At 69.1% G+C, this 23,978-nt stretch carries 23 protein-coding genes; 15 read left to right on the forward strand and 8 right to left on the reverse strand.

The annotated features are described in order from the left end of the window. The first annotated feature begins 125 nt into the window (after positions 1-125). Positions 126-773 carry a C40 family peptidase gene (locus OV287_RS47600; RefSeq protein ID WP_267540711.1) on the forward strand — a complete coding sequence of 216 codons (648 nt, stop codon included), beginning with the start codon at positions 126-128 and terminating at the stop codon, positions 771-773. Here OV287_RS47600 and OV287_RS47605 read toward each other — a convergent pair. Both OV287_RS47605 and OV287_RS47610 read right to left on the reverse strand, forming a co-directional pair. Beyond that, positions 760-2,013, reverse strand: coding sequence for a DNA glycosylase AlkZ-like family protein (locus tag OV287_RS47605; RefSeq protein ID WP_267540712.1), 1,254 nt, complete (start codon positions 2,011-2,013; stop codon positions 760-762). The genes OV287_RS47600 and OV287_RS47605 overlap by 14 nt on opposite strands. Before the next feature lie 98 nt (positions 2,014-2,111). Next, positions 2,112-2,606 carry a hemerythrin domain-containing protein gene (locus OV287_RS47610; RefSeq protein ID WP_267540713.1) on the reverse strand — a complete coding sequence of 165 codons (495 nt, stop codon included), beginning with the start codon at positions 2,604-2,606 and terminating at the stop codon, positions 2,112-2,114. 176 nt (positions 2,607-2,782) lie between these two features. On the opposite strand from OV287_RS47610, the gene OV287_RS47615 reads away from it, so the two are divergent. Then, a complete protein-coding gene (locus tag OV287_RS47615) occupies positions 2,783-3,160 on the forward strand; it encodes a hypothetical protein (RefSeq protein WP_267540714.1) in 378 nt (125 codons plus the stop codon). A 21-nt stretch (positions 3,161-3,181) separates the two neighbouring features. On the opposite strand, the gene OV287_RS47620 is transcribed toward OV287_RS47615, so the two are convergent. The 5 genes from OV287_RS47620 to OV287_RS47640 all read right to left on the reverse strand — a co-directional run bounded on the left by OV287_RS47620 (position 3,182) and on the right by OV287_RS47640 (position 6,461). Then, positions 3,182-4,078, reverse strand: coding sequence for an endonuclease/exonuclease/phosphatase family protein (locus OV287_RS47620; protein WP_267540715.1), 897 nt, complete (start codon positions 4,076-4,078; stop codon positions 3,182-3,184). Between the two features lie 85 nt (positions 4,079-4,163). After that, entirely contained in the window at positions 4,164-4,850 is a 687-nt protein-coding gene (locus OV287_RS47625) for a TetR/AcrR family transcriptional regulator (protein ID WP_267540716.1), read from the reverse strand. After that, positions 4,831-5,505: a DUF4336 domain-containing protein gene (locus OV287_RS47630; RefSeq protein WP_267540717.1), complete on the reverse strand. Its 675-nt coding sequence runs from the start codon at positions 5,503-5,505 to the stop codon at positions 4,831-4,833. Before OV287_RS47630 ends, OV287_RS47625 begins: the two co-directional genes overlap by 20 nt. Before the next feature lie 276 nt (positions 5,506-5,781). Continuing rightward, a complete protein-coding gene (locus OV287_RS47635; protein WP_267540718.1) occupies positions 5,782-6,114 on the reverse strand; it encodes a hypothetical protein in 333 nt (110 codons plus the stop codon). After that, complete coding sequence (locus OV287_RS47640; protein ID WP_267540719.1) at positions 6,111-6,461, reverse strand: hypothetical protein; 351 nt, start codon at positions 6,459-6,461, stop codon at positions 6,111-6,113. The genes OV287_RS47635 and OV287_RS47640 overlap by 4 nt, the downstream gene beginning before the upstream one ends. A gap of 203 nt (positions 6,462-6,664) precedes the next feature. On the opposite strand from OV287_RS47640, the gene OV287_RS47645 reads away from it, so the two are divergent. From OV287_RS47645 to OV287_RS47675, 7 genes are all read left to right on the forward strand, one after another. After that, complete coding sequence (locus tag OV287_RS47645) at positions 6,665-8,329, forward strand: sensor histidine kinase (RefSeq protein WP_267540720.1); 1,665 nt, start codon at positions 6,665-6,667, stop codon at positions 8,327-8,329. Next, positions 8,326-9,669, forward strand: coding sequence for a sigma-54-dependent transcriptional regulator (locus tag OV287_RS47650; RefSeq protein ID WP_267540721.1), 1,344 nt, complete (start codon positions 8,326-8,328; stop codon positions 9,667-9,669). Before OV287_RS47645 ends, OV287_RS47650 begins: the two co-directional genes overlap by 4 nt. 196 nt (positions 9,670-9,865) lie before the next feature. Next, positions 9,866-11,395, forward strand: coding sequence for a SulP family inorganic anion transporter (locus OV287_RS47655; protein ID WP_267540722.1), 1,530 nt, complete (start codon positions 9,866-9,868; stop codon positions 11,393-11,395). Then, complete coding sequence (locus tag OV287_RS47660) at positions 11,395-12,093, forward strand: carbonic anhydrase (RefSeq protein WP_267540723.1); 699 nt, start codon at positions 11,395-11,397, stop codon at positions 12,091-12,093. Before OV287_RS47655 ends, OV287_RS47660 begins: the two co-directional genes overlap by 1 nt. 121 nt (positions 12,094-12,214) lie before the next feature. Continuing rightward, the gene (locus OV287_RS47665; RefSeq protein ID WP_267540724.1) at positions 12,215-12,850 is read left to right on the forward strand and encodes a pentapeptide repeat-containing protein; all 636 of its coding nucleotides are present in this window, start codon (positions 12,215-12,217) and stop codon (positions 12,848-12,850) included. Positions 12,851-12,870: 20 nt separating this feature from the next. Continuing rightward, positions 12,871-13,551, forward strand: a complete 681-nt coding sequence (locus OV287_RS47670; protein WP_267540725.1) for a YdeI/OmpD-associated family protein — start codon at positions 12,871-12,873, stop codon at positions 13,549-13,551. Positions 13,552-13,639: 88 nt separating this feature from the next. Continuing rightward, positions 13,640-14,146: a DUF1993 domain-containing protein gene (locus OV287_RS47675; protein ID WP_267540726.1), complete on the forward strand. Its 507-nt coding sequence runs from the start codon at positions 13,640-13,642 to the stop codon at positions 14,144-14,146. 128 nt (positions 14,147-14,274) lie between these two features. On the opposite strand, the gene OV287_RS47680 is transcribed toward OV287_RS47675, so the two are convergent. Continuing rightward, positions 14,275-14,811 carry a DUF4879 domain-containing protein gene (locus OV287_RS47680; protein WP_267540727.1) on the reverse strand — a complete coding sequence of 179 codons (537 nt, stop codon included), beginning with the start codon at positions 14,809-14,811 and terminating at the stop codon, positions 14,275-14,277. Positions 14,812-15,154: 343 nt separating this feature from the next. On the opposite strand from OV287_RS47680, the gene OV287_RS47685 reads away from it, so the two are divergent. The 6 genes from OV287_RS47685 to proS all read left to right on the forward strand — a co-directional run bounded on the left by OV287_RS47685 (position 15,155) and on the right by proS (position 23,879). Beyond that, complete coding sequence (locus OV287_RS47685) at positions 15,155-15,820, forward strand: pilus assembly FimT family protein (protein ID WP_267540728.1); 666 nt, start codon at positions 15,155-15,157, stop codon at positions 15,818-15,820. A gap of 14 nt (positions 15,821-15,834) precedes the next feature. After that, positions 15,835-16,401, forward strand: a complete 567-nt coding sequence (locus tag OV287_RS47690; protein ID WP_267540729.1) for a type IV pilus modification PilV family protein — start codon at positions 15,835-15,837, stop codon at positions 16,399-16,401. A gap of 2 nt (positions 16,402-16,403) precedes the next feature. Further along, on the forward strand, positions 16,404-17,627 hold the full coding sequence (locus OV287_RS47695; protein WP_267540730.1) for a PilW family protein: 1,224 nt from the start codon (positions 16,404-16,406) through the stop codon (positions 17,625-17,627). A gap of 4 nt (positions 17,628-17,631) precedes the next feature. Then, positions 17,632-18,120 (forward strand): hypothetical protein, encoded by a 489-nt coding sequence (locus OV287_RS47700; protein WP_267540731.1) that lies wholly within the window; start codon positions 17,632-17,634, stop codon positions 18,118-18,120. Positions 18,121-18,138: 18 nt separating this feature from the next. Continuing rightward, positions 18,139-22,371 carry a pilus assembly protein gene (locus tag OV287_RS47705; RefSeq protein WP_267540732.1) on the forward strand — a complete coding sequence of 1,411 codons (4,233 nt, stop codon included), beginning with the start codon at positions 18,139-18,141 and terminating at the stop codon, positions 22,369-22,371. Positions 22,372-22,445: 74 nt separating this feature from the next. Continuing rightward, the gene (proS, locus tag OV287_RS47710) at positions 22,446-23,879 is read left to right on the forward strand and encodes a proline--tRNA ligase (protein WP_267540733.1); all 1,434 of its coding nucleotides are present in this window, start codon (positions 22,446-22,448) and stop codon (positions 23,877-23,879) included. Positions 23,880-23,978 lie beyond the last annotated feature (99 nt).

A 23,978-nucleotide genomic window follows, 5' to 3' on the forward strand; every position in this document is an offset into this window, starting at 1 on the left:
TCCCGGGAACAGGTTGGGCAGAACTCTTCCACGTGCGGGGTACAGAAGAGGACCCCGGCCGTCAGCGGGTAGACATCCCCCACGGTGAATGTCGAGGGCACGCCGGTTGCTGAAGGGGCTCGGGCATGCACCGTGCCTTCCTGCTGTGTGCCTTGATGGGCGTCATGCTCTGGGGACCCGAAGTCGAGGCCGCTCGCCGTGCCTCCTCGCGCCAGAGCACCCAAAACGCCTCCGGAACGCTCGCGCGCCGCGCCGCGGTCCGCGCTTCCCTCTGGGTGGGGCTTCCCTCGCTCCGAGCCGTAAGCCCCTCGGTAAACGATGACTGCTCCGGACTGGCCAACCTCGCCTACCGCAAGCGAGGTTTGAGCCTGCTGCCCGAGCGCCCCCTCCCGGGCGAGAATGGCGTGGCCGCCATCTACCGCAAGGCCCAGAGCCTCGGCTCGCTCCACTCCAAGCCCCGTCCGGGAGACCTGGTCTTCTTCCGCGAGACCTATGACCGCAACCGCGACGGGCGCCGCAACGACGGTCTCACGCACATCGGCGTGGTCGAGCGCGTGGAGCGGGACGGCACGGTGACCTTCGTGCACCGCGTGGGCGGTGGCGTGAAGCGCTCGAAGCTACATCTGCACCAACCCGCCCTCCGCCGGGATGCGAAGGGCCAGGTGCTCAACGACTACCTGCGACGCACCGAGAAGACCGTGCACCCCCGACTCGCGGGAGAGTTGCTCGCGGGCTTCGCCACCGTGGACCAGCGGTGGTTCACATCTCCTTGACCAGCGCCGCGCGCTCCCGGAGCGAGTCGTCGCTGTCCAGGGAGAAGCTGTGCGCGCGCCCCACGTCGTCGCGCAGGAAGGTGGCGATCTCCCCGGCGAGGGCCTCGACGGCCTTGCGGCGCTTGGGCGCCACCTTGTCGAAGGTGCCGAACACCACGGCCCCCGCGTCCACGTCGTACTCCCAGAAGCCCACCAGCCTGTCCCCATCGAGCAACGGGCGCATGAACAGGTAGCGCGCATCACCCAGCGTGCTGCCCTTCGTCGTGCCCCACACGGGCACCTCCCGCGCGTGGTGCTTGGGGTCGGTGAAGAGTGCCGGGCCTCCGTGGAAGGCGAGGTAGCTGTCCTCGAATGCAAGCATCGACAGCGACGAGGAGACAGGCACCTTCTCGCGCAGCACGGCGAGCTCCTCCTCCAGGACCCAGGCCTCGGCGGCGAGGCCCTCCACGGCCACCGGCACCAGCGGCAGCTTCTCCATGGCGGCGCGGGCCTCGCGCTGGGAGAGCGCCGCCCAGGTGGTGAAGCTCTCCAGGGTGGTGGGCCCGGCCTGCCGGAAGAAGGTGGCGGCGATGCGCGCATGCCGCTCCACGGCCTCGGCGGGCACCTTCGCACCGGTGAGGGGATTCTTCGCCGGCAGCCGCCAGAGGTAGCGCTCGGTATCCAGCCGCCCGCCGTCCAGCGTGCGCTCCACCTTGCCCTCGAACTCGAGGTGCCGCAGGGCCGGAGGCAGCGTCGAGGAGATGCCCACCTTCTTGCCCTTGTCCCCCAGGCTGCGCACGGTGCCCTCGGGGAGCGCCTTGCGCAGCGCATCCGTGGACAGCGGCCCCTTGCGCAGGGCCTTCAGCACGGCCTCGCCCACATCCGCGAGTTCCTTCGGGGCGATGCCCGCCTTCTCGTGCTCACGGTCCGCGCGCTTGCGGTGCTGCTCCTCGGCGATGCGCAACACGAGCGGCACCTCCGGGCGTGGCACCAGGTAGATGCAGCCACGCACGGCGGGAATCACCTGCAGCCGGGACTGCTCCACTGCCTCGTCGAGCTGCCGGCGCTTCATCCCGGGCACGCGCGCCCGCATGGCCAGGTAGGCGTCCACGCCCCCGAGCGTCCGCAGCCAGCCCGTGGCCGCCACCACCTCCTCGACACTCGCTTGAATGGGCTCGTCGAGGCCCTGCTTGCGGTGCCAGTGCGCGCGAACTCGCTCGAGGGAAACGGTCAGTGCGGGGGTAATGGTACTGCGGGCCATGGTCGTCCTCCGGCGAGCACTCTATGCGAGCGGCCCCGTCATTGACGACGCACGCCCCGTGGAAGCCTCCACGAGGCGCGTCCGGCCTGACCTCGGACTCACGCCAGCGGCGCAGCCTCACCGGTCTCGCGCGGAACCTGCATGCGCGGCTCGGTCTGGATGAGCTCGTTGAACATGACCTCCAGCTGCTCACCGATGCTGGCCAGCTCGTCCTTGGACAACAGCTTCTTCACATCCTTGAAGAGCTGCTTCTCCTCCTCCTCCACGTGGTGCTCCACCAGCTCCTTGAGCACCTTCATCTTGGCCTTGAACTGCGCGTCAGCGGGGTCCATGTCGAGCAGGTCCGCGATCACCCGCTTCGCTGCCAGGTGCTCCTCCACGGCCTCCTGCAACTTATCCGCCGTGGGCCCCACGTAGACGCTGGGATAGAAGAGCTTCTCCTCGATGGTCGCGTGCGCCGCGAGGTTGTCCGCGATGCGCGCGAACAAGTCCATCAGCACCTGCTCGCCCTTGCCCTCGCTGGCCTTCTCGAACTTCTCGAAGAGCTCCTCGACCTCACGGTGCTGCTGCTTCAACAGTGCAATGGCGTCCATGCTGCCTCCCCTCGATGGGTGGTGCGTAGGGTTTTCCTGACCGGGCAAATTTCGGCACGACTCCCGGTGACGCCAATTTGGAAGACCCCTCCCACGCCGGCTCCCCTGCTCCCCTGCCGAACGCAGACACTCCGAGATCATGGACGGTTGCGCCCGGCTGCGCTTCACTGCGGGCAATGACTCCTCACGACGCAGAGAAGGTCCTGGCGGATGCGGAAGTGGTGCCGTGCGTGGAGGCCTCCCTCGCGGATGCCCGCAACCTGGTGGAGGCGTGTCTCGCCGAGGGCGTCCCCGCGCTCGTCCACCGCGAGGCGTGCAGCAAGCCCTCGTGCTCCCCGAAGTTCCAGGTGCTCGTGCGCCCCGAGGACGCGCCCCGGGTCGCGGGTCTGCTCCAGCAGCGTTGGAGGGACACCCTCGAGCGCGAGGGGCTCGTCCCGGAAGGGCAGGCCATGCAAGCGGTGCCCGAGGACGGCGAGCTGCCCTGCCCCGCCTGTGGCACCGCCGCGCCCCTGGTGAGAGGCGCGTGCAGCGACTGCGGCCTGCAGCTCGAGTGAGCCGGCCGCCCCCGCCGCTGGCTACTGCGAGCTGCTGGTGGGAGCCGCCTCGCGCGGGCGCTCCACCACCTCGGCGGCGGGCGCCTTCATGGGCTCGAGCAGCGTGAGATCGGCCACCACCGGGTAGTGGTCGGACGCCTTCACGCGCAGCACCTTGCTGCTCTTCGGCATGAAGCGGTCACACGCCAGCACGTAGTCGATGCGCAGGTTGGGGATGACCGGCAGAGGGTAGGTGTCCGCGCTCCCGACGCCGCGCAGGGCGAACACGTCCGACAGCTCGCGCTTGAAGAGCCGGATGGAGCCCGCGTCAGGCGTGTCATTCATGTCGCCCATCAGCAACTTGGGCCGCGGGTCCTGCTCCATCAGCTTCATGATGGCCGCGCTCTGGCGCACGCGGATGCTGCCGTTGAAGGGGCGACGGGTGAGATGGGTGACGTAGACGCTCACGCCCTGCCCGTGCACGTTCATGAGGACACGGGCCACGGTGCGCGGCTCGGTGCCCGTCTCCACGGGCAGCGGATGCTGCTCCACGGACTCCAGAGGGAAGCGGGACAGGAGCGCTACACCGTAGTCCCCGCCGAACAGCGTGGTGGTGCGGAAGTGGGCGTAGTACTTCAGGCCCGTGCGCCGGGCCAGCTCGGCGGGCTGATCCAACCCGTTGGCGCGCCGCGAGCCAACATCCACTTCCTGGAGCGCCACGATGTCGGGCGAGGCGGAGCGGATGACCTCGGCCACCTTGTCGAGGCCGTGAATGGCCGACTGGATGTTGAAGGTCATCACCCGCAGATCGCCCTCGCCCCGCGCCTCGGAGACCGAGGGCGTCACCGGTGCCGCATCAGCGCGGAGGGACGAGGGGGAGGAGGCACACGCGAGCGAAGTCGCGAGGAACAGGCCGGCCAGGAGTCGGTCGATTCGCATGAAGGGGGGCCGATGATTGCAGCAATCCGCGCGCTCGTCTTCCCACCCTTCCCGAGACAGGCCGGAGAGCAGCCAGGCAGAAGGACTAGGCTCTCGCTCGGCGCAGCAGCAGACAGGCCTCGTCACGCAACTGGGCGAGCGTGTGCCGAGTGCCCCCCCCCACCTGCTCCATGCCGGCCATGAGCGACAGCAGCCCATGGGCCGTGGTCCAGGCAAGGTTGGCGAGGCGCCGAGGCTCGAAGCCAGGAGCAAGCCGGCCCTCGCGGGCCTCTGCCTTCAAGCGCGCCTCGAGCACCTCGTTCACCCGCTGGCTCGCGGGGTACACGCGCTCGAGCAGAACCTCGGGCGGAATGCCGATGAGCTGCGGCCAGAGGTACGCCACGCGGAAGGCCGCCAGGTCGTCCGCGTAGAAGTCCACCTTCGCGCGCAGCAGCGCCACGAGCGCCTCCACCCCGTCTGGTGCGGCGGCGATGGCTCGCAGCAGCACCTCCACTTCCGCCTCGAGCTGCTCGGCGACGAGCGCGCCCACCAGCTCCTCCTTGGTGCGGAAGTAGTAGAAGACCGCCGGCTTGCTGACGTCCGCCGCCGCGGCCACGGCCTCCATGGTCAGCCCTCCCACGCCCTTGTGGGTGAGCACCTCACGAGCGGCCTCCAGCAGCGCCGCGCGCCGGTCCTCCTGACGCCGGGCCTTGCGGGCCTCACGCTTCGCCTCGGGAGACTCCGTGCCGCTCCGGTCGCTGGATGCCGGGCGCCTAGGCCCACGCGAAGGCATCGCGCATCGCCTCCTTGCCGCCCCGCTCAACCACCTGGCCGTGGCACGGCACCACACGGTCGAAGTCCCACCCGAGCACGCGGTCCCGCCAGGCACGCAACGAGGCCTTGTCCTTCACCATCGATTTGAGCAGCCAGGTGGCGCCCAGCTTCCCGTACGCCCCGCACAGCTTCAGGTACGTGCGCGTCAGCCACGAGGGCGTCTCGTGGATGTTGAAGGCCAGGTCCGTGAGCAGCAGCGTGCGGCTGGGACGGTGGAAGAAGACAAACTCCTCGAGCTTGGGAATGCCGTGCGCCAGAAGCAGCTCGATAGATGGCGACTGGCCCACGTCCATCACGTCCGACAGCTCCACGTCGATGCGCAGCTCCGGCCGCTTCTTGCGCAGCCCCGCGGGCGCGAGCACCTTCGCCGAGGGGTACGCCGCGGCCCAGTCCCCGAGTGACAGGTGATGCATCGTGTTGGGCGCCACCAGGAAGCGCACCGGCCCCAGGGCATCCACGGCGCTCCGCGCGTCCGCGTCCAGCTTCACGGGCGAGTGGAGCCACAATCCGCCATCTGGCAGGCGGATCACCGTCATCCGCCCGCCCAGCGCCATGCCTCCAATGCGGAAGGGCACATCCAAGACAAAGAGGTCATCGGACAGCGGACGCAACATGGCGTGGCTCCTTTTTCAACCGTCGCATCAGAATCTAACTAACGGTCAGAAAAACGCCAGCATTCTTCATGGCCCGCCGCGGAGGGGTGAGTGGAGTGTCCACGAAGTTCTCGGACATGGTCGTGTTGCGCATGCCCCCTCTCCCTCTGGGAGAGGGCGGGGGGTGAGGGTCTTCACCCGTGCTCCGCGCCCCGGCGCGCATCGCGGAGCATCCGTGCCCCATTGCGGCCCTCTGCCTTGAGTTCCCTCGCGATGACGCAGTCCAAGGGAACACCCTCACCCTAGCCCTCTCCCAGAGGGAGAGGGGACATCCACGGGCTCTCCGCCCTCGTCCAAGTGGAGTTCCACCACCACTTCACCACCAGGAGCGCTGGGCCTTACTTCGACCCGGAGGTCCTCGAGCACGCTCCCCGTGGTGCGGCAACGCGCGGGAGGCGGCAACGGGTCCACCACTCCGTACGGGCATGCCGCAAGGGTCGTGGTCGCGGCCCCCGTCGCGATGAGCAGCTTCATGTGCCGGAGCACCCGCTGACGCACCGAGGTGGAGGACACCACCGGCCCCGGTCCGGGAAGAATCTCGGGCATCAACCGCTTGCGATCGTCCTTCATGGCCGCACCTCCGCACGGGCCCGCTGGAGCGGTGTCGCCACCCGGTCACCAATCTCCGTCAATGGCCGGCCCACCGGAACCACTCGGGCGAGCCGTGCCGCCAGATTCCTCGCCCGCTCTCGGAGCTCCGACTCCTCTGCGCGCAGCCGCGCCGCGAGCTCCTGGGAGAACGCCTCGTCACCGGAAGGCGCTGCTCCCTGCCGCACCCGCGCGATGATGTCGCGCATCGCGCGCACGCTGCCCGTCCCCAACGCACGGCAGAGCGCCTGGCCCTCGCCAGACCACTCGGGCCGCAGCTGCTCCGGGTGGAAGCGGCGCACCACCTCCACGTCGAAGCGCGTGCTCATCGCGGAGTGAAAGGTTCTCTTCGATTTCAGGGCCGACCAGCGCTACCCACGGAGGGCTCACGTTTACTCCGCGTCGGAGTGCTGGCGCCGGCCCCACCGCGACCCTCCGAAGCACGAGGATTGAAGCCCGCCTCCCGTCACGGGGTCAACCCGTGGCACGGAAAGAAGGTGGCCTCCCCGCTGTTTGACGCATGATGCGCCCCATGTCGCGACCGCCTCCCCTACCGGGCCCTTCTCTGCCCTCCGCCCTCGGAGAGCTCGCGCGCACCCAGCAGCGGGCCGGACGCTCCGCCACGGTGGGACTGGCACTGCTCGGCGTGGTGGCGCTGGCCAGTCCCTTGCTCGCCTACCGGGAGGATCTGAGCAACGCCCGCGAGGAGGTGCTCGGCAACCTCTCCAGCCAGGCCCAGGTGCAGGCCGAGGCGCTGGGCGTGCACCTGGGGCTGCTGGAGGCGGAGCTGCGCCGTCTGGCGGAGAACCCCCAGCTCATCCCCGAAGATGGCTCCTCCAGCCCGGAGGTCGCCATGCTGGACAGCGCCTTCCACCACTCGCCCCTCTTCTCCGAGGGCGTGGCCCTGCTCACCCCCACGGGACGCCGCGTGTGGAGCGACCCTACCCAGATGTCGCTGGGGGCTTCTCCCCTCAACACCCGCCCCTGGTTCCGCAGGGTGCTGGCCGAAGGCGTCTCGGACATTGATCTGCTGGAGGGGACGGACGGACCACTGGTAGTGGCGGTCCCCATCCTCCACGGCGGAATGGTGACGGGCTTGCTGGTGGGCGAGCTGCGCGCAGGGGCCCGTCCGCTTCCGGGTGTCCACTCGGGGGGCGCGGACATGTCCCTGCTGCTGGATGAGAGCGGCCAGCTCCTGTTGCCCGTCCCCATGCCGAACTTCGCCTGGACCCCGGAGCGCGCCGCGAGCCTGCGCGCCCTGGCCGAGGCCCCCGGCCCGCTCGTGCTGGACGGCAAGCGAATGCTGGGCGCGGCGGCCCGGGTCCCCGTCCCCGGCGTCAGCGGCATGGTCCTGGCCGTGCTGGAGGAAGAGGAGCGGGACATCGCCCGGCTGCAGCGCCGCTTCCTCGGGCAGTTGCTCTTCCACATCGCCTTGCTGGGCAGCACCCTGCTGCTCTTCACCTTCCTGCTGCGGCGCTCGTACCGCTCGCTGCTGGCCGCCGAGGAGCGGCTGCGACACCAGGAGACGATGGCCGCGCTGGGTGCCGCCAGCCAGCTCATCGCCCACGAGGTGAAGAACGCCCTCAATGGCATCCAGGCGGCGCTCTCGCTGCTGAGGCCCGCCGCCACCGCTGGAGAGGTGGCCCTGCCCGCCTTGCGTGCTCAGGTGCAACGGCTGGGGCACCTGGCTCGCTCGCTGCTGTCCTTTGGCGCTCCGCGGGCCGCCCTGCGCCGAACCTGCGAGCTGCGCCTGCTGGTGGAGGAGGCCCTGCAGTCGGTGCGCCTGCTGCCGGAGGCCGAGGACGTGCCCGTGCATGTGTCGTTGGAGGAGAACCTCACCGTGCAGGCCGACCCAGCGCTGCTGGTGTCCGCCATCGACAACCTGGTGCGCAACGCGGTGGAGGCGGGCGCGGTGGCACGCGACACGGGCCTGCGTCCCTCGCCCTGGGTCCGGGTGAGCCTCGCGCGCGAGGACCACGAGGCAGTCCTACGCGTGGAGGACAACGCGGGCGGAGTGGACCCGCAACTGGAGCCGCGCCTGTGGGAGCCCTTCGCCACCGCACGAGCCAAGGGCGTAGGCCTGGGACTGCCCATGGCCCGTACCGCTGTGGAGGCTCACGGTGGCAACCTCACCTTCACCCGCCTGCCTGATGGCAGCCGCTTCACCCTGCGCCTGCCCCTGGAGAGCACCGAATGAGCACCTCCCTGCTCCTGGTGGATGACGACCGCACCTTCTCCTCGCTCGCCGCTTCCGTGCTCAGCCAGGAGGGGTTCCGCGTCCGCACCGCCCGCTCGCTGCACGAGACGCGCACGGCCCTCGCCCGCGAGTCCCCCGACCTGGTCATCCTCGACCGCCGGCTGCCGGATGGGGACGGGCTCGCCTTCCTGCCGGAGCTGCGCACCCAGGCGCCCGGCACCGTGGTGCTGATGGTGACGGCACACGGGGACATCGCCAGCGCGGTGGAGGCCATCAAGGCGGGCGCGCGCGACTACCTGTCCAAGCCAGTGGAGTTGGATGACCTGGTGCTGCGCGCACGCCGGGCCGCCGAGGACGTGCGGCTGCAAGAGCGACTGCGCCGGGCCGAGAGCGCACTGGAGGGCCGGCGCCGCCTGCTGGAGCCGCGCTCGCCCGCCATGCAGAACACCCTGCGGATGCTCGAGCGCATCGCCACCTCGCCCCGCAGCCCCGTCCTCCTGCTGGGGGAGACGGGCGTGGGCAAGGAGGTCATCGCCCGCCACCTGCACCTGCTGCGCGAGGAGCAGGGAGCCTTCGTCCACGTCAACTGCGCCGCCCTGCCAGACACCATGGTGGAGAGCGAGCTGTTCGGCCACGAGCGCGGCGCCTTCACCGACGCGCGCACCGCTCGGCGCGGATTGGTGGAGGTGGCCAACGGCGGCCTGCTCTTCCTCGACGAGGTGGGTGAACTGCCGCTGCCCCTGCAGGCCAAGCTGCTCACCTTCCTGGACAAGGGCGCCTTCCGGCGGCTGGGAGGCACCAGCGAGCTGAGCAGCAGCGCGCGCGTGGTGGCTGCGACCAACCGCAACCTCAACGAAGAAGTGGCCGCCGGCCGATTCCGCGAGGACCTCTACTTCCGCCTGAGCGTCTTCAAGGTGGACGTGCCCCCGCTGCGGGAACGGCGCGAGGACGTGCTGCCGCTGGCCGAGTCACTGGTGGTCGAGCTGTGCGCGGAGCTGGGCCGCCGCCCCGTGGGCTTCTCCGCCGCCGCACGCGGGCGGCTCGAGCGCTACCCCTTCCCTGGCAACGTGCGCGAGCTGCGCAACGTGCTCGAGCGAGCCCTGGTGCTCGAAAGCGGCTCGACCCTGGAGCTGGAGGCGCTCGCGCCCAGCACCGGCGGCCAGGCCATGCCGACGGACCCGAATGCCTTCATCGTGGCCGGCCCCCCGCTTCCCTTGGAAGAGGTGGAGCGGATGTATGTCCGACATGTCCTCGAGCGCTTGGAGGGGCGCCGGATGGATGCCGCCCGCGCGCTTGGCATCTCCTATCCCACCTTCCTGCGTCGGCTCGGCGAGGAGTAGTTCAAGAATCTTTCTTTAAAGTTCTTTCATCGCCCCGGCCGCACTTCAAAATTCTTGAAGTCCTCCGGGGCCTCTCTCGACGTCCTTCAGAGGGAGGCCCGCTCCACATAGGTGGCACGCCGTTTGCCCTGTAGGGCTGGAAACGCGCCGTCCCCCTCCAGGGTGCGGCGCCTACTTCGGTGTGGAGGCTGAGAGAATGAAGTCCAACGAGCAGAAGACCGGGCTCCAGGCAATGCTGGCGAGCGACCTGCCCGCCTCCCTGGTGGTGTTCCTGGTCGCCCTGCCGCTGTGCATGGGCATCGCCCTGGCCTCGGGCGCCCCCATCATGTCCGGCCTCATCGCCGGTGTGGTGGGCGGCCTGGTGGTCGGGCTGATTGGAGGTGCGCCGCTGCTGGTGAGTGGCCCGGCAGCGGGTCTGGCGGTGATGGTGTTCGGCTTCATTCAGGAGCTGGGCTTCGCCGCTACCTGCGCCGCGGTGGCCGCCGCGGGGGTCATCCAGATGGCGCTCGGCGGCCTGAGGGTGGCCCGCGCCGCGCTGGGCATCTCCCCGGCCGTCATCCACGGCATGCTGGCGGGCATCGGCATCCTCATCGTCCTGGGCCAGCTGCACATCGTCCTGGGCGGCGCTCCGCAGTCCAACGCCTGGGCGAACCTGCGCGAGCTGCCAGGGCAGATCGCCGACCTGCACGGCCCCGCCACGATTCTGGGTCTCATCACCATCGGCATCCTGGTGCTGTGGCAGGTGATGCCCAACAGCCGCCTCAAGAAGGTGCCCGGACCGCTGGTGGCCGTGGTGGGCGCCTCGGTGGCCGCGGCGGTGTGGGGCACGGACGTGAAGCGGGTGGAGCTGGCCGGCAGCCTCTTCGAGAGCCTCCAGCTTCCCGCGCTGCCCAGCAACTGGGGCGCCTTCGCGGCCGCGGTGTTCTCGCTCGCCCTGGTGGCCAGCGCCGAGTCGCTGCTGAGCGCGGTGGCCACGGACAAGCTGCACACCGGCGATCGCGCCAACCTGGACAAGGAGCTGTTCGCACAGGGTCTGGCCAACACCCTCTCGGGTCTGGCGGGCGGCCTGCCCATCACCGGCGTCATCGTGCGCAGCGCCGCCAACATCGCCGCGGGAGCAAAGACGCGCGTGTCCGCTGTCCTGCACGGCGTGTGGATGCTGCTCTTCGTCTCGCTGCTGGGCTCGTACCTCGGACTGGTGCCCCTCACCGTGCTGGCCGGCCTGCTCGTCCACGTGGGCGCGAAGCTGGTCAACATGCACCACATCCAGGAGCTGCGCCGGCGCGGCGAGCTGTCCGTGTACGTGGTGACGGTGGTGGGCGTGGTGGGCATCAACCTGCTGGCCGGCATCGCGCTGGGCTTCGGCGTGGCGGTGGCGCGGCTGCTGTGGCGGCTGGGCCGTGTGCAGGTGCAAGTGAAGAAGGAGGGTGAGGTGCACCAGGTGCGCGTGGGCGGCGCCCTCACCTTCGTGGGCGTGCCTCAGCTGTCCGCCGCGCTCGCCGCGGTGCCCAATGGCGCGCACGTGGAGCTGGACCTCGCGGTGGAGACGCTGGACCACTCCGGCTACGAGGCGCTGGAGAGCTGGTGCCAGAACCACCGCAAGACGGGCGGCAAGGTGTGGATGGAGCCGCTCGAGGAGGTGTGGACGCGCAAGGGCGCTGCCGCCGCCTCCAAGCCCGTTGTTTCCGTTTCCTCTTCTACAACTCTCTCCTCGGAAGGTGCGTGATGAAGAAGCTCGTTCAGGGTCTCCTCGATTTCCAGCGCCACGGACTTCCGGCCTACCGCGCCACCTTCGCGCGCCTGGCCCATGGACAGTCCCCCGACTGCTTGTTCATCGCCTGCTCCGACAGCCGCGTGGTGCCCAACCTCTTCGTGTCCACCGACCCGGGTGACCTCTTCGTCATGCGCAACGTGGGCAACATGGTGCCGCCCTCGGACGCCACGGGCCTGTCCCTGAGTGACCGCTCCGAGGCGGCGGCCCTGGAGTTCTCCCTGCTGAACCTGCCGGTGAAGGACATCGTGGTGTGCGGCCACTCCGGCTGCGGAGCCATGAAGGCGATCCTCTCCGGGTACAACGATCAGAAGACGCCCAACCTCAGCAGCTGGCTGGACGTGGGCCGCCCCGCCCTGGCCGCCTTCGAGCGCGGTGGAAAGCTCGGCGAGGGGCTGCCCCCGTATGACCGGCTCAGCCAGTACAGCGTGCTGCAGCAGCTCGCGCACCTGCGCACCTATCCCCTGGTGCGCGAGCGCCTGGCGGCCGGCACGCTGCGGCTGCACGGCTGGTGGTTCGACATCGGCCACGCGCGGGTGCACGCCTACCGCCCGGACCTCGAGCGCTTCGCCCCCATTGATGAGCTGGAGGGGGAGCGGATGCTCGCGGAGCTGGAGTCGAGCAGCTCGGAGACGTCCAGCTCGGCCGCATGAGCAGAACTCGCAGCAGGGTGTAGTACAGCACGAAGCCGGACGCGCCGCCCCTCTCTCGGCCGTCCGGCTTCATCCTTTTCAAGCTACTTGGAAAATCCGCCGCGCTCCCTAGGATGGCGGCATGGATGCGCAGCGGCTCGCGAAAGAGGATTACTTCGAGAACGAGACGTTCACGGACCTGGACCTCCAGGGAGGTGACCTCGGCCAGAAGGAGTTCTACCGGTGCACCTTTCAGAGGTGTCAGCTCCAGGAGAGCCGCTGGAAGAACACCAAGCTCGAGGCCTGCGTCTTCAGCGATTGCGACCTCAGCCGCGCCCAGCTCCAGTCCACCGCGCTGCGGGACGTGCGCTTCGAGGGCTCGAAGCTGATGGGCATTGACTGGACGCCCGTGTCGCCCAACCCCGAGCTGGCGTTCGACAAGTGCGTCCTGCGCTACACGTCCTTCGTCGGCCTCAGCCTGCGGCGCACCGCCTTCCTGGGCTGCTCGGCCATGGAGGCGAACTTCTTCGACCTGGACCTGACGGAAGCGGACTTCTCCGGCACGGACCTCACGGGCAGCAACTTCCGGGGCTGCAACCTCACCAAGGCGGACTTCTCCACCTCGGTGGGCGCCTTCCTCGACCCGACCAACAACCGCATCAAGGGCACCCACGTCCCCGTCGAGACAGCCGTGCTCCTGGCGCAGTCGCTGGGGATGCGCGTCTCGGGCTTCAATGGCGAGGCGGGCGAACGCTCCAGCCGCAAGAAGTCCCGATAGGAAGTCCAACAGGGGACCCGATGAGCCCGACGAAGAAGAAGGCCACGACCCAGAAGGCGAAGACGCCCGCGAAGAAGGCCGCGACGGCGAAAAAGACTGCCACGGCCAAGACGCCAAAGAAGGAGCCCGCGGGGGAGATTCCGACCATCGCCTTCTCGAAGCCGAGCGATTGGGCGGACTGGCTCGCCTCGAATCATGCGTCCTCGCGCGGCCTGTGGCTGAAGCTCGCCAAGAAGGCGTCCGGCGTCGCGTCGGTCACCTACCCGGAGGCACTCGAGGTCGCGCTCGCGTGGGGATGGATCGACGGCCAGAAAGCCAGCCACGACGACTCGGCGTGGCTCCAGAAGTTCACCCCGCGCGGCCCCAAGAGCATCTGGTCGAAGATCAACCGCGAGAAGGCCCTGGCGCTCATCGAGGCGGGCAAGATGAAGCCCCCAGGGCTCGAGCAGGTCGAGCGCGCGAAACAGGACGGTCGCTGGGAGGCGGCCTACGACTCGCCGAGCCGCGCGGCCGTGCCCGAGGATTTGTCGGCTGCCCTCGCCGCCAACCCCCGTGCGGCCGCCTTCTTCGCCACACTCAACTCGGCCAACCGCTACGCCGTGCTGTTCCGTATCCACACCGCGAAGAAGGCCGAGACCCGTACCAAGCGCATCACCCAGTTCGTCGAGATGCTAGCGCGGCACGAGAAGCTGCACCCCTGAATTCCGGGCCTGGGCGATCTGGTTGACAGGGCACGGTCCGGTCCACATACCAGGGCCGCTTTTCCCTTTCCCCAACCGGAGCGACCCCATGTCCCTGTCCATGTACCAGGCCTCCATCCCCGTCCTCATCCGCATGATGAGCAACCTGTCGGTGATCCTCGACAAGGCCGCCGCCTATGCGGAGACGAAGAAGATCCAGCCGTCCGTCCTCGTCAACGCCCGGCTGGCGCCCGACATGCGCCCGCTGTCCTTTCAAATTCAGAGCGTGAGCGACCTGGCCAAGGGCTGTGGCGCCCGGCTGGCAGGAGTCGAGGTCCCCAGCTTCCCCGACACGGAGACTACCTTCCCCGAGTTGCAGGCGCGCCTCGCCAAGACCATCACCTTCCTGCAATCGTTGACCCCGGCGCAGATCGACGGCAGCGAGGAGCGCAACATCGTCCTCAAGATGGGCGGCCGGGAGGCCCAGTTCACGGGCCAAGCCTACCTAATCACCTTCGTGCTGCCCAACTTCTACTTCCACGTCACCACCGCCTACGCCATCCTCCGCCACAACGGGCTGGAGATCGGCAAGGCGGACTTCCTCGGAGCACGCTGAGGGACGGGCCCGGCGCGGCCCTCATGGCCGCGCGCATGGCTCATACGCTTCGTACTCGAGGTGGTTCCTCAGGGCGGAGTGAGGCTGGCCCACGATGGGACCGTCGGCCAGCCAGTCACCCGCGCGAGCTACAGCACCGTCACGGAGTCCGAATAGACCGCGTAGGTGTTGATGGACGCGGCGGAGTAGTAGAAGTACCCGCTCGAATAGGCACTCACGTCGAACCAGCGGTACCAGCCGATGTACTCGTTGTAGACGTTCAGGATGCCCTGGTTGTGGATCTCCGACACCGAGTTGCCCGCCATCGTGGCCGAGCCATAGGCGCGGTAGCCCATCTCCTGGGTGATGACCTCCATCCAGGCGCCACCGTGATTGAAGACGGTGGAGCCGCTGGTGGAGACGTCCTCGCAGTCATAGGGCGCATAGGTGGCGTAGAAGTCCGCCGAGCAGACCGCGATGACGTGTATCGACGACAGGTTCGGTGCAGGTCCGAGCTGGTGCACCCTCCCCTCCGCACCTTCGGCCACGCGCCCGGCCGCGGCTGCCCGAGCCTCGCGGTTCACGTGCAGCTCCGACATCTTGGGCTGCGACACCTCCTCGCCCCCACATGCCATCAGCCCCAGAGCCAGCAAACCCGATCCCGCGAGACGCAGTGCATTCCTCATGTTCAAACCCCTCTTGGATGTGAACCCGTGCACGGCCTTCGAACAGCTGTCGGGCCGTGAACAGGCTCCACGAACATGACCTGGAGATGCAGGTGCTGGGTACCCCGAGAACAGGGGGGTCGCGCAGGCCACCCCCTGTCCCAAAGTCGGGGGCAGGCGGGGGTGCATTCGTTACATGGAGGGATAATTCTTTCCCAGTAGAAAGGCCAGCCAGAGGTAACTCCGGCGGTCACGTGAGGTAGCGGGCTTCCCTCTCGTTCCAAGGGCTTGCACAGGTAATCCCTGCCCTGTGGGGTAGGTGGGCCACACTTTGCACAAGCAGCCGGGCGGGAGGAGTCTCCGCTTGTCCGTCCGATCCCGCTCCGCAGGTTTCACCCTCGTCGAAGCGCTCGTCGTCGCCGCCATCTTCGCCATCCTGGCGACACTCGCCAGCCTCGCCGTGTTCCACGGCACCGCTCGCGTGCGCGTGAGCAATGCCGCCTTCGAGGTGGGCGCCCTGTACACGGCCGCACAGATGCGGGCCACCAGCATGGGCGTGCCCCACTACGTCGTCTTCCACGACGACGGCAAGGACTTCGGCGTCTACCTGCTCGAGCGCGCGGACTCCCTCGGCGCCTTCAACTGGGCCAGCGAGGACGTGCTCACCCCCTCCACCGTGGGCGGCGTCCGCCACGAGCAGCTCCGGCTCTCCAACGAGGGCGGCCTGGGCTTCCTCGACCTCGCAGCCCCTCGCACGCAGCTCCACACGCTGCCCGCCCCCTTCGCCGCCATCCTCCTCACGCCCTCCGGCGCGAGCCGGCTGCTCGGCGGGTGCACCTTCTGCACCGAGGGCACCGGCGGCGCTCGGGGCGTCATCCGCTTCTCTCCCGATGGCACCGTCCGCGTGATGACGGGCACAGCGGAGGCCGGCGGCGTCATCGCCTTCGCTGCCGGCTCGCGCAGCGGCCAGTCCAGCCCGCCCCGCTGGGTCGTCATCGCCGCTCCCGCCGGTGCCATCCGCGTCTACTAGGAGGACCCCTCTCCATGTCTCCGACTCCTCGCTCCCGTGGATTCAGCCTCGTCGAGGCCATGGCGGCACTCGCCATCTTCTCCATCGGCCTGCTCGGCGTGCTGCACATGAACGTGCTGGCCAGCCAGCAGAACGGGCTCGCCCGGCGCCAGTCCACCGCCAGCAAGGTGGCGCGAGACCTGGTGGATGCCTTCGAGCGGCTGCCCTACGGCCACACGCTGCTGTCCAACGAGAGCACCATCAACCCCGCGGATCCGCGCTTCACGAACTTCGATGAGGCCGACGGCCGGGTGAAGCTGACGGACGCGCTGGCCCTCGTCGGGGAGCGTCCGCTTCTCGGCGCGGCGCACGCCAGCGTGAGCACCGAGGGCGGCTCCAAGCCCGGCTCCCAGCCCATTTATGAGGTGGCCTGGCGGGTGGCTCCCGTGAAGGCCGCGGACGGCAGCACCGAGGCCCGCCGCATCCTGGTGATGGTGCGCTTTCCCACCACGGCGGGCGGCTTCAAGCAGGTCAACGTCTGGGCGGTGAAGTTCAACCCCCAGGCCCTGGGCCGGGGCGCCGCGGCCATCCCGGAGATCTGAGCATGCCCGCGCCTCACCGCCCTCGCGGTTTCACCCTCATCGAGTTGCTCGTCGGCACCGCCATCGGCGCCCTGGTGCTCACCGGCATCGGCCTCGTCTTCGTCTCACAGGCCACGCAGTACCAGGCCCATGCGAGCCGCCGCGCGGTGCAGTCCAGCGTGCGCCAGGCCATGAGCTTCGTGGAGCGCCACGTGCGCAACGCGGGCTACGGCGTGGATCCGGACCGGGCCATCCTCGCCTACGACTCCTTCGACGCCGTCGGCAACGCGCGCGGTGTCGGGTACCCAGACGGCATCACCGTCCACGCGCGCGACCTGTACTTCCGCCGTCGCGCCACCGAGGTGGGCACGGACTTCCTGCGCTTCGATCTCCCGCTCCAGCGAACGCTGCACAAGGGGGAGATACTGCTCGTCCTCTGCCCCGGTGCCGTCCGCTACGCCTACGTGACGGTGGGAGAGACGGCCCAGGCCAAGGCCACCTCCGTTCGGCTGGACACCACCCCCGCGCCCTTGGACTCGCCCTCGGGGCCTCCAGGCTCGCTCTTCCGCGAGCTGAGCACGCTGAACGAGGCCTGCTTCCACGACACGGAGCCCCCCGTGGTGGTGCGGGTGGAGCGCACCAGCTTCTACGTCTCGTCCTTCGACGATGACGGAGACCCGGCCACCGCCGGCACCACGCCCTACCTCATGCTGCACCGGGGGGTGGACATCAACGAGGACGGCAATGTCGATACAGCCGACGCCACGCCCCTCGCGGTGGGCATCGAGCAGCTTCAGGTGGCCTACATCCTCAACACCCTGGGAGACACGCCACCGCCGCTGGTGGGCGTGGACGACGCCGTGCCTTGGGGCGAGACGTGGCACATCGCCACGCCCGAGCTGGACCGGCCGCGCCTGGTGGACGCCTATGCCTCGCCCCGACGCCTCGGCTCGCACCCGGCCAACATCCGACAGGTGCGGCTCACCCTCGTGGCGCGCAGCACTCGGGCCGACACGCAGCGCCCCGGAGATGACGTGCTCACCCCCGGCGTCCTGGGCTCCGAGGGCCCCCCGCTCCCCTCTGGCACCACTTCCTGGCGACAGCTCGAGAACCTCGGCACCACGCCCGCCAAGGCCTTCGACCCGCGCGGCGGCGGCTTCTCCCGCGCCGTGCTGCGCGGCTCCATCGCTCCCAAGAACCTGCTGATGCGCTCCCAGTTCACCCCCGTCCACCTCGGTGGAGGTTGAGCCCATGCACTCCCGCCCTACCGGCCCTCGCGGCATGGCCCTCATCATGGCGCTCCTCGTCGTCGTCCTCGTCACCCTGCTGGTGGCGGGCGCCATCTCCTTCACCGGCACCGAGCGCAATGCCTCCGCGCTCCAGACGCGTGAGGACTCGCTCTCGGCTTGCACCCAGGCGGCGCGCAATCTCTTCCTCGCCCGTCTGCGGGTGCTCACCCCGAGCAGCACTGGCCAGGTACAGCTCGACGACGCATACGGCCAGGGCCTCATCCGCGCGGGCCACTTCACCGGCTCGACGCCAGCGCCCACGCTGACGCATGTGGAGCGGCTGCCCGCCAACGCCGTGGGAGCCTCGCGCGGCGCGGCCCGAGACATCAGCAACACGCTCGGCGACGCCGCCGAGGGCGCCTACTGGTACTCCGTGACGGCGCTCTGCCAGGAGTACCCGGGCGGCCCCGAGCGCGAGGTCGAGTTCGTCATCCGTGTCGGCCTTCAGTAGCTCCTGCCTGAGGAATCCATGAACCCCCGGAGCCGTCTCCTCCGCCTCTCCGTCCCCGCGATCCTGCTCACCTGCGCCCCGGCCTGGTCCTCCACGCCGGAGCCCCCGGGTGCCAAGGCCGCCTGCTGCCAGCTCACCACCTCGCTCGCCTCCGAGGCCCTGCGCGGCCAGGACATCACCGGCGACGAGCGCTTCTTCATGAGCGAGGGCACGCCGCCCAACGTCCACTTCCTCATCGACACCTCGGCGTCCATGCGTGAGCTGCCCCAGGTGGACGAGGGCAACCACGAGGCCTTCTTCGCCGCGGGCGATGGCTGCTCCAACCCGGACCTGCTCGCCATGCAGGCCGCCAACGGGTGGGACCCCAGCGTCGCCTACCCGGTGCCGGACGCGGACCACCCCGGCCTGTTCAAGGACGACAAGTTCTACGCGTACATGTTCTGGGAGGACTTGAACGCGCCGACCGCTCAGTGGAACACGAAGGAGGAGGTCTGCGCCTACCAGCACCCGGCGAGCGCGGATCCAACGCGAGCGCTCTACAACACCTGCCTCTCCTGCATGCAGACGAAGGGCTTCTACAAGCGGCCTGGGGCCACGGGCTCGCGGCCGGGCACTGACCCGAGGCGCTACACCTTCGCCTTCTCGGGCCGCTTCCTCAACTTCAACCCGCCCAAGTACGTGACGGCGAAGACCGTCCTCAAGTCCATTCTCCGAGACATGCGCCAGGTGCGCGTGGGCATCAGCTACTTCGATGCGGACAACTCGGCGCACGGCGCGCTGATGTCCATGCCGCAGGGCCCCTCGTGCACGCAGCTCGGGACGGACCCTCGGGCCTTCGCCACCGTGCGCGCCAACTACCTGGCGGCCGTGGACGCACTGCGCTTCAAGGCCGCGACCCCGCTGGCCGAGTCGCTCCTCAACCTCGGGCAGTACTTCTCCTCGAGCGACTCCATCTACACGAGCCTCTTCGGCTTCGACGGCAGCTTCCTCAAGGGAGGCTTCCAGAACATGTCCCTCTCGCTCCCAGAGCGGAGCTGGTGCTGGGGCTGCCAGTCCACCTCCATCGTCATCGTCACGGACGGCGAGCCGAGCGCCGACGAGCACCTCCCCGCCGCCAGCATCGAGGCCCTCAACGGAGGGCCGGTGGCGTGTCCCTCCTCCGAGCCCTGCCCGGAGGATGCGCTTCACAAGCTGGACGACGTAGCGAAGCTGCTCGCCACGCAGGACCTGCAGCAGAGCAGCCCAGCGGTGGTGGGGGACTTCGACACCAACGGCCGACAGAGCCTCACCGTCCATGCCATCGGCTTCGGCATCAACGCCAACATCCTCAAGAACGCCGCCCGCGTGGGTGGCGGCCTCTACTACCAGGCCAACGACGGCGCGGGGCTCAAGCAGGCCCTGGAGGACATCATCGCCAATGTGAACCGGCGCTCCACCTCCTTCTCGGCGGCGTCCACGTCCGGCTCGCAGCTCGGCTCGGCGAGCGGCACGCTGGTGCCCCGTCTGCGCCCTGGCCGCGACAAGCAGGAGCCATGGCGCGGCTACCTCTACCGCTACAAGCTCGCCTCGGAGCTGCTGCTCGGCTGCAAGCCGTCACTGGCCACCGCGGGCGGGGATCCGTGGGACCTCAACCACGACAAGGACTGTGAGGACGTTCACCTCATCGACATGGACGGGGACGCCGTCGTGGAGAACGAGGTGGGGGACTTCGTGAAGGTGAGGGACCGGCTGCTGCCGACGAAGCCCTTCTGGGAGGCGGGCCAGAAGCTCAAGCCCACGTCGGCGCCCACACAGCGCTGGAAGACGCGCGACATCTACACCCTCGTGGACAACGGAGGCCCCTCGGGCGGGCCGGACGGGATGCTGGACTCGCACGACACCCCGGTGGCCTTCACCGAGGCCAATGCCCCGCTGCTGCGCGAGGCCCTGGGCATCAGCGCCAGCGGGTGCACCGTGGCCGGTGACAAGCTCAGCCCAGACGACTGCGCCCGGGCCGTCATCCGCTACTACCGGGGCGCGGACGTGCTGAACACAGACACGACCCGGCGTGACTTTGACCGACCCTTCCTGCTGCACGACATCTTCCACTCGGCGCCCCAGAGCGTGGAGCCGCCCATGCCTCGGGAGTTCTGTGGCTTCTCGCCGCAGTGCCTGCAGACGCTCTACGACGGCCGCACACCGCAGCAGAGCTATACGAGCACGAGCTCGGGCCGCACGCACGACGCCTATGACGAGTACGTGGCACGCCACGAGCAGCGAGACCGGGTGGTGCTGGTGGGCTCCAACGGCGGCATGCTGCACGCCATTCACAACGGCAGCCGCACGGGGAAGGATCCCCTCACCGGCCTACCGCAATACGATGAGGGCACGGGCGAAGAGCTCTGGGCCTTCGTCCCGCCGGACCTGCTGCCCAAGCTGCTGCCCAAGCTGGGCCAGCATGGCTGGTTCGTGGACGGCACTCCCATGGTGCGCGAGGTCTGGCTGGACGGGGTGGGCAAGGCCGGAGACGCGGCGGCCGACGGGAAGAAACAGGCCAGCGAGTTCCGCACCGTGACCGTGGTGGGCTCGGGTACGGGCGGGGTGCACCGCTTCGCGCTGGACGTGACGGCGCTGCTGGCCAGCCCCGGCGTGGGTCAGCCGGGCCGTGCCCCCAACCAGAAGGGGGACTTCCTGTGGATGTGGCCGCAGCCGTGTGACGCACTGGCGCTCCAGCTCGGCGAGAGCGATGGACACTTCGCGCCCCGTCCTCCACCCATCGGCCCCGTGGCCATGGCGGACCCTGCCGGCCCGTGGCGCGTCGCGGGCACGCAGGCCCGTGAGGCGTGGGTCGTCATCCTCAACGGCGGGTATGACCGCTCGCTCAACCGGGGCCGGGGCCTGGCCATGGTGGACATGAAGACGGGCGAGACGCTGTGGAGCTTCTTCCATGGCGACGGCAGCGCACGCTCCGAGCACCTGCGCAATCCCTTCGCGGCCAGCGTGGCGATGATGGACATTGGCGGTGAGCTCAGCTCCAAGCCAGATGGGGACCTGCTCTTCGACACCGCGACGGTGGCGGACTACGGCGGCCAGGTGTGGACGGTGCGCTTCTGGCAACCCGGGGAGCGGCCCGCCGCGGGAGGCCCGGTGAACAACTGGTTCGCCGCCCGCGCCTTCCAGGTGAAGGGCTCTGGCCCGAACGCCGTGCGGCCCGCCTTCAGCTACATGACCTCCAACACGGTGCAGCCGGACACGGGCTACCTGCGCACCTTCGTGGGGACGGGCGACCGCTACAACCTCGCGGAGAGCGGCGGAACGACGTGCCGGCTCTCCAACCCGCTGGGGTGCGCCCAGCTCGGCTGCCGCGCGAGCCAGACCGTCACCGTGGAGCGCGGCGGCTCGACGGCCTGGAGCACCCGCACCACCTATGACAACTACACGAACACCAGCACCGTCCCCACCGCCCCCGGAGCCGCGGGGGCCGTCTGTGGTGCGACGAAGGTGTCGCTGGACTGGGACTACGGCTCGGCCAACGGCTGCTCGGCGAGCGTCTCGGGGCGGCTGGAGTACACCTGTGATGGCACCGGCTGCCGGGTGTCGCGGGATGACTGGATGCCCGTGGCCGCGACGAAGCCCCTACCGGCCACCAGCGCCCACCGCTTCTACGGCTTCTGGAGCTACGGGGTGAAGAAGGCACGCACCTTCGACACCGCTGCCTCGGCCACGACGTACGAGTCCGGCCTGCTGACGGAGGACCGGCTGGTGGACGTGTCCCAGTTCGCCTCGGACGGGCGGGTGACGTCGGGGGCGAGGGAGGCCGGCTCGCTGGAAGCAGGCTGGTACGTGAGCTACCACGCCCCCCGAGAGCAGACGGGCAGTGGAACGGCCATCGTCAACGGGTGCGTGCTATGGAACAGCTTCGAGCCCGGGACGGCCGGGGGCCTGTGCGCGGCCTCGGGGGGCCATAGCGCCCGCGTCTACCAGGCGGACTTCGTGGGGGGCACGGCAAGCTGTGCCGAGGGCTTCTCCGCCGTAGCGGGCTCCGGCAGCCGGAGCTGGAAGCGCTTCGAGCAGCGGGACGTGGTGGCGGCCCCGGCGGACCCGGTGCCCCAGCGCGGCCTGGAGACGGTGGACATCCTCCTCAACGAGCCGGGCACGGGGCCCCGCCGGGTGGGGGTCTCCCTGGAGAACGAGGCCCTCCAGTCCCTCTACCAGCTGGAGCTGGACCGTTCCGGCCATGACTGCCGGCACGAGGCCCAGCGCTGCGAGTAGCCCGCAACCATTGATTTCCGACGGGGGCCGGCGTAGGCAACGGCCCTCACTCATTTTCGAAGGATTTCAAGCAGATGGCCGAGAAGCTGGCACCGCGCGAGAAGGGCTTTTCCGAGTGGTATGTGGACCTGGTCCAGAAGGCGAAGCTCGCCGACTACTCGGACGTGAAGGGCTGCATGGTCATCCGTCCCAATGGCTATGCCATCTGGGAGAACATGCAGCGCGTCCTGGACAAGATGTTCAAGGACCTGGGCCACAAGAACGCCTACTTCCCGCTGCTCATCCCCGAGAGCTACCTCAAGAAGGAGGCCGAGCACGTCGAGGGCTTCAACCCCCAGCTCGCCGTCGTCACGCACGCCGGCGGCGCCAAGCTCGAGGAGCCCTACGTCATCCGGCCCACTTCGGAAACCATCATCAACCGCAGCTTCTCCAAGTGGATTCAGAGCTATCGGGATCTCCCGCTGCTCATCAACCAGTGGGCGAACGTGATGCGCTGGGAGATGCGCACGCGCCTGTTCCTGCGCACCACCGAGTTCCTCTGGCAGGAGGGCCACACCTGCCACGAGACGGAGGAGGACGCGGAGAAGGAGACGCTGCAGATGCTGGAGGTCTACCGGAAGTTCGCCGAGGACTACATGGCGATGCCGGTGATGACGGGGCGCAAGACGGAGTCGGAGAAGTTCGCCGGCGCGCTGCGCACCTACAGCATCGAGGCGATGATGCAGGACAAGAAGGCGCTGCAGGCGGGAACCAGCCACAACCTGGGGCAGAACTTCGCCAAGGCCTTCGACACGCAGTTCCAGGGCCGTGACGGCAAGCAGCACCACGTGTGGCAGACGTCCTGGGGCGTGTCTACGCGCCTCATCGGCGGCCTCATCATGACGCACTCGGATGACGCGGGCCTCATCGTCCCGCCGCGCCTGGCCCCCACGCACGTGGTCATCATCCCCATCGCCGGCAAGGCGACGGACGCCGAGAAGACCCAGGTGCTGGAGAAGTCGCACGCGCTCGCGGCGGACCTGAAGAAGGCCGGCCTGAGCGTGGTGGTGGACGACGACGACACCAAGAGCCCGGGCTGGAAGTACAGCGAGCACGAGCTGATTGGCACCTGCCTCCGGGTGGAGCTGGGCCCCAAGGACCTGGCCAAGGGCTCGTGCGTGATGGTGCGCCGGGACGTGAAGCAGAAGGAGTTCGTGCAGCTGGACCAGGCGGTGGCCAAGGCCCAGGAGATGCTCGAGCAGATGCAGACGTCCCTGTTCGAGAAGGCGAAGTCGTTCCGCGACTCGCGCACCTTCGAGGTGAACAGCTACGAGGAGATGAAGGCGAAGGCGGACGACGGCTTCCTGCTGGCGCACTGGAACGGCGACCCCAAGGTGGAGGCGCGCATCAAGGATGAGACGGGCCTGACGACGCGCAACCGGCCGTTTGCGCTCAAACAAGAGCCGGGCAAGTGCGTGGTGACGGGCGAGCCTTCTCAGGGCCGCATCGTCTTCTCCAAGGCCTACTGAGCAAGGCCCGCTGCACCCGGGCTGGCCCCCTCTCCCTGTGGGAGGGGGTACGGCCTCATGTGAATATTGTGCACAGGCTGATAGTCCAAGGGCGGCTTC

Origin of the sequence: Archangium lansingense (assembly GCF_026626635.1) — a bacterium.
Taxonomy (GTDB): Bacteria; Myxococcota; Myxococcia; order Myxococcales; family Myxococcaceae; genus Archangium; species Archangium lansingense.